A 3,866-nucleotide genomic window follows, 5' to 3' on the forward strand; every position below is an offset into this window, starting at 1 on the left:
CGGCGTGGATGCCGCCGAGAAGGGGGTCGACGAGCCGGTCGAAGACCTCGTGGCCCATCCGCGGGACCACGATCTCGGCGATCGTGGGATCGGCCGGCAGGGTGCGCCCGGCGGGGAGCACGAGGTCGAGGAGTACCCGGGCGAAGCCGAGCGGGGAGAGCAGGCGTGACCGGAGCAGCGGCAGCAGTCGGTCGGGGATGCCGAACACGGTTCCTGCGGGCAGCGTGCGGAGGCGTCCGCGGGACCAGATCCGCGATCCCCCGCTCGCGGGTGCGACGACGAGGTCGGCGAGGCCCAGGTCGGTGAGGAGGTTCACGGCGACGGGTGCGCGCACCATCAGCGCATCGGGGCCGGCGTCGACCGAGTGCCCGGCGAAGTCCTCGGTGATGATCTTGCCGCCGAGGCGGGGGGAGGCCTCGAGCACGGTGATCAGGACCCCGTCCCCGAGAGACTGGTGCAGATAGTGGGCTGTCGCCAGTCCGCTGATTCCGCCGCCGACGATGACGACCCGGGGTCGAGAGAGCACGTATGGTCCTTCCGTTGCCGGTGGACCGGCACAGTCGGAAGGCTGGAGCACACCGTTCCATCGATCCTACGGCTCGGCAGGAAAGGGTTTTCCGACACTAGTGTCGGCGTCCCGTTCTGCCGCGCCCCCGTGACCCGAGACCGCAGGAGCGCCTACTTGGCGTGCGCCTCGGTCTTCTGCAGCTGCCACTCGAGGTCGTCTGGCGAGAGATTGGCGTCGCGGAAGGCATCCGTCAGCGGCAGCTGCAGGCGCAGGTCGGTGCCGAGGCAGAGGGCGGCGTGGCCGGACTTCAGCTTGAAGTCGAGCACGTGGCCGCCGGCGCGGCGGTCGTCGGTGACGAAGTGGGCGTGGCAGCCGGGAACGCCGATGCCCTGCTCGTAGAGCGGGGTGCGGAAGCCGACGATCGTGCCGGTCACGTTGTGCAGCTCGACGATCGCGTCCTCATCGGTGGCCTCGACCATCGGGCGATACGGCTTCTCCTGCTTGACGACCGTGCGCATGGTGATCCACTCGAACTCGGCGTCGATCCGCAGCGCGTACATGTAGTTCTCCGACGAGGTCATGCGGTCGATGAAGGCGGATGCCTCCGCGCGCAGGACACCCTCCGGCAGATCGCTCTCGACGTGAGGGACGAAGTTCGTGACGACCGCGTACGGGGTGTGCGCGCCGAGATCGGCCTTGGAGACTCCGCCGTCGGCACGCAGCTGGTAGCAGCTGCCGTCGAGAATCAGCATCTCGCCGTCGAGCCCGTTGAAGGTGCCGATGCCGAAGCTGCCGTGGCCGAGCAGGTCGCGCACGGTCATCTCGCCCTCGTACACGCCGTCGAGCAGGGCGCTCATCAGGCTCGTCTGGAAGATCTCGTGTCGGGAGACCGTGAATTCACTCACTGCAGCACATCGCTTTCCAGATCAGCCATGAGCTCATCCCGGTTGTTTCGGTAGTCGACGCGCACGTCGATGATGCTCGGCCCTGGCTCGGCCATGGCCTGTTTCAGCACGCCCGCGAAGTCGTCGAGGTGCGTGACCCGGTAACCGTGGGCGCCGAAGGATTCGGCGTACTTGACCGCGTCGTAGTCGCCGAGCTGCACGCCGGAGGTGCGGCCGTACTTGCCCTGCTGCTGGAACGCGACCATGTCGTAGGTGCCGTCGTTGAAGATCACGTGGGTGAACGTCGAGCCGAGGCGCACCGCGGTCTCGAGTTCCATCGCCGAGTAGAGGAACCCGCCGTCGCCCGAGACGGAGACGACCGGGGTGCCCGGCCGCACGAGGCTCGCGGCGATCGCCCACGGAAGGGCGACGCCGAGGGTCTGCTGCCCGTTGGAGAAGAGCAGGGTACGCGGGTGATAGGTGCGGAAGTGCCTGGCCATGTAGATGTAGTGCGACCCCACGTCGCAGAGCACGGTCGTGTCATCGGGCAGCAGGTTGCGCATCGCGAGGGTCAGGGCCGCGGGGTGCACACCCTCCGACTCGTCGTCGTTCCAGTGCGGTTCGTCGGCCTCGGCGAGGCGGGCCCGTTCGGTGGCGACGACAGCGGATGCCGCGGCACTGAGCTCGAGGCCGTCGATCTGCCGGGCGAGCGCGTCGATGGTCTCGGCGACGTCGCCGCGCAGCTCGACCGTCGGGCGGTAGTAGTCGTCGAGGTCTGCGGAGAGCTCGTCGAGGTGGATGATCCGGCGCTGGTGGTCCTTGTTCCACTTCGAGGGCTCGTACTCGACGAAGTCGTAGCCGATCGCGAGGATGAGGTCGGCCTTGTGCAACAGGATGTCGCCCGGCTGGTTGCGGAACAGGCCCACCCGGCCGAGGTAGTGCTCTTCGAGCTCGTGGGACAGCACGCCGGCCGCCTGGAACGTCTCGACGACGGGCAGGTCGGCGACGCCGAGAAGGCGATGCAGGGCAACGGTCGCGCGGTCGGACCCTGCACGTGCGCCGGCGAGGATGACCGGGAACTTCGCGCCCTTCAGAAGTGCGGCCGCGCGCGTGACACTCTCCGCCGGGGCGGCGCCGAGGCGCGGCACCCAGTGCGGTCCCGTCATCGACACGGTCGTCGTGTCGACGAGCACGTCATACGGGAGCACGACGGCGGCGGCGCCCTTGGGCTCCTGGGTCGCGCGTCGGAACGCGTTGGCGATGGCCTCCGGCACGTTGTCGGCGACGCTGACCTCGCCTGCGGACTTGGTCACGGCGGAGAGCATGCCGACGGCGTCCATGGACTGGTGGGTGCGCTTGAGCCGGTCGGCGCGGGAGACCGCGCCGCAGATCGCGACCATCGGGTCGCCCTCTGTCGTGGCCGTGAGCAGGCCGGTCGCGAGGTTGGAGGTGCCGGGCCCGCTCGTGACGAGCACGACCCCGGGCTGGCCGCTCAGCCGGCCGACGGCCGCGGCCATGAAGGCCGCATTCTGCTCGTGCCGGCAGACGATGAGTTCGGGGCCGTCGTCGACGAGGGCGTCGTAGACGGGGTCGATCTTGGCGCCGGGAACGCCGAACACCCATTTCACCCCGTGGGCCTTGAGCACCTCGACGACCCGGTCGGCCGAGCGCCGGGGCGCGGCGGGCGCGCCGAGGCCATCCGTTATCGAGGGGACCGCGGAATGAGGATCGGTCTGGACGCGGGCATCCGCCTGGATCGGGGCGTCCGCCACGGGGCCGCTGCCCAGGACAGTTGAATTGTTCGTCACGTCATGCCTTCCGGTTCGCCATTCGAGCGGCTCCCTGTATCTATCGTCCCGCTCCGACAGATAAGAAACAACGCCGAATGGTGATGGAAACGATCTGTAAATGAGATGATGCACGAGTGGATGTGCGACAGTTCGAATTCTTCAGCGCGGTGGCGAGCGAACTGAGCTTCACGCGCGCCGCCGACCGGCTCACGATCGCGCAGTCCGCGGTGTCCGCGGGGGTGCGGTCGCTCGAGAACGAACTCGGCGTCGAGCTCTTCGACCGCAGCCGCAGGCAGATCCGGCTCACCTCGACGGGCGAGCTGTTGCTGCCCAAGGTGCGCGAGGCGCTCGATGCCGTGAACGGGGTGCGCGATGCCGCCGAGGAGACCACCCACGCGATCACGGGGTCGATCGTGATCGGCCTGATGACCTCGGTCACCCTCGTCAACGTGCCGCGACTGCTCGGGCTGTTCCGCACCGGCCACCCGGGGGTCGGGGTGCGGCTGCGCGCGGCCAGGCGCGGTTCGGCCGGGCTCCTCGACGAGCTCGCGACCGGCGAACTCGACCTCGCCTTCCTCGCGCTCAGCGGACCCGTGCCCACCCAGCTCGTGGCCGCCCGGTTCGGCATCACCGTCGACGACCTCACCTATTTGAACGATGCCCAGCTGATGGGCACGAACAAGG

Annotated in this window: 4 protein-coding genes; 1 reads left to right on the plus strand and 3 read right to left on the minus strand. The window is 68.9% G+C overall.

Annotated elements, in window-relative coordinates; genetic code table 11:
• The 3 genes from hemG to alsS all read right to left on the minus strand — a co-directional run.
• Nucleotides 1-526 (minus strand): protoporphyrinogen oxidase (hemG, locus tag QN345_RS16620; protein ID WP_323508908.1); only part of this gene is annotated, 526 nt, incomplete at its 3' end.
• Nucleotides 527-678: 152 nt separating this feature from the next.
• Entirely contained in the window at nucleotides 679-1,413 is a 735-nt protein-coding gene (budA, locus tag QN345_RS16625; protein WP_322189348.1) for an acetolactate decarboxylase, read from the minus strand.
• Nucleotides 1,410-3,200, minus strand: a complete 1,791-nt coding sequence (gene alsS, locus QN345_RS16630) for an acetolactate synthase AlsS (RefSeq protein ID WP_322189346.1) — start codon at nucleotides 3,198-3,200, stop codon at nucleotides 1,410-1,412. The genes budA and alsS overlap by 4 nt, the downstream gene beginning before the upstream one ends.
• 116 nt (nucleotides 3,201-3,316) lie before the next feature.
• On the opposite strand from alsS, the gene QN345_RS16635 reads away from it, so the two are divergent.
• A partial coding sequence (locus QN345_RS16635; protein ID WP_323508909.1) for a LysR family transcriptional regulator occupies nucleotides 3,317-3,866 on the plus strand: 550 nt, incomplete at its 3' end.

It is taken from the genome of Cryobacterium sp. 10I1 (assembly GCF_035019805.1).
GTDB lineage: Bacteria > Actinomycetota > Actinomycetes > Actinomycetales > Microbacteriaceae > Cryobacterium > Cryobacterium glucosi.